The organism is Nocardioides sp., from assembly GCF_024509035.1.
GTDB lineage: Bacteria > Actinomycetota > Actinomycetes > Propionibacteriales > Nocardioidaceae > Nocardioides.
On record NZ_JANINT010000365.1, the window covers coordinates 540 to 1,827 of the forward strand.

3 protein-coding genes are annotated in these 1,288 nt (G+C 72.9%); 2 read left to right on the forward strand and 1 reads right to left on the reverse strand.

Features of this window, described 5'->3' with window-relative positions:
• The first annotated feature begins 37 nt into the window (after window positions 1-37).
• Window positions 38-175 carry a hypothetical protein gene (locus Q0L15_RS21365; protein ID WP_296606774.1) on the forward strand — a complete coding sequence of 46 codons (138 nt, stop codon included), beginning with the start codon at window positions 38-40 and terminating at the stop codon, window positions 173-175.
• Between the two features lie 2 nt (window positions 176-177).
• Here Q0L15_RS21365 and Q0L15_RS21370 read toward each other — a convergent pair whose 3' ends face one another.
• A complete protein-coding gene (locus Q0L15_RS21370) occupies window positions 178-657 on the reverse strand; it encodes an Rrf2 family transcriptional regulator (protein WP_296606769.1) in 480 nt (159 codons plus the stop codon).
• 93 nt (window positions 658-750) lie between these two features.
• On the opposite strand from Q0L15_RS21370, the gene Q0L15_RS21375 reads away from it, so the two are divergent.
• On the forward strand, window positions 751-1,288 hold a 538-nt coding region (locus tag Q0L15_RS21375), incomplete at its 3' end, for an SDR family oxidoreductase (RefSeq protein WP_296606771.1).

A 1,288-nucleotide genomic window follows, 5' to 3' on the forward strand; every position in this document is an offset into this window, starting at 1 on the left:
CGCGCTCGGGACCGTGGCGATCACGGCCGCCGCCAACGTGCCGCTCAACGACGCCCTGGCAGCCGGCGGCTCCCGTGCCGACTTCGAGACGGCGTGGTCGCGGTGGAACCTCGCTCGCACGATCACCTCGACAGGCGCCCTGGCCGCGCTGGCCTGGGCGGCGCTGAGGTCCTGACCTCAGGCCTGGCCGGCGAGCCAGCCGCGCAACGCCGGGAACGTCCGCGGTCCGGTGTCGCGCTCCACTCCGGCGGCGAGGTCGGCGATCGTGACGTTCGCCAGCGAGTCGCGCCAGGCCTGCTCGGCGGCCCACATAACCCGGGCGATGCCGCAGGCGCGTCGGCAGTTCTCGGGGCTGGCCGGGAGCGGCCCGTTCTGGCGGATCTCGGTGCACTGGAAGGCGGTCTCGCGCCCCTCGATCGCGAGCACGACGTCGAGCACGCTCACCTCGGCTGCGGGCCGGGTCAGCGCGTAGCCGCCGACCCTGCCCTCGGTCGCGACGATCAGCCCGGCCTTGGCGAGCTGCTGGAGGTGCTTGGCCAGGTAGGTGCGCGAGACGCCGTGGAACTCCGCGAGCCGGGTCGCCGGCACCGGCCCCTCGGCCTGGCTGAGCACCACGCAGCAGTGCACCGCCCACTCGACCCCGGCCGACATCCTCATCCCGCCACCCTACGGGAAAACGTGGATGGAAACTGTCCGAGTTGGTGGCTACGATCTAGGACAATCTGTATCCGAGTATTCGAGGAGTCCTCCATGAAGATCGCGATCGCCGGCGCCACCGGCCTGATCGGCGCCCAGCTCGCCGCACTGGCCCGCCAGCAGGGCCACGAGGTCGTGGAGATCACCCGGGCGGCCGGCCTCGACCTGCTGGCTCCCGATGGCCTCGAGGGCGCGCTCGCCGGCGTCGAGGCCGTGGTCGATGTGACCTCGGCGCCGCGGGACACCGCCGGGGCGTTCTTCCCGGCCGCCGCGACCAACCTCGGCCGGGCGGCGACGGCCGCGGGGGTACGCCGTACGGTCGTGCTCTCGATCGTCGGCGCGGACCGCAGCCCGGACTACGACTACTACGTCGCCAAGGTCGCCCACGAGGACGCGACCCGTGAGCACGCGCCGGGGCCGGTGGTGCTGCGGGCCACGCAGTTCCACGAGTTCGCCGGGCAGATGCTGCAGTGGAGCACCGTCGACGGGGTGGCCCACATCATCGACGTGCCGAGCCAGCCGGTCGACTCCGCCGAGGTGGTGCACCTGCTGCTCGACCTCGCGACCGGCGCTCAAACCGGCGACCAGGACC

What these genes read in the sequence shown, in the direction of transcription:
- Q0L15_RS21370 (WP_296606769.1), bottom strand. Translation starts at nt 657, where the DNA reads ATGAGGATGTCGGCCGGGGTCGAGTGGGCGGTGCACTGCTGCGTGGTG.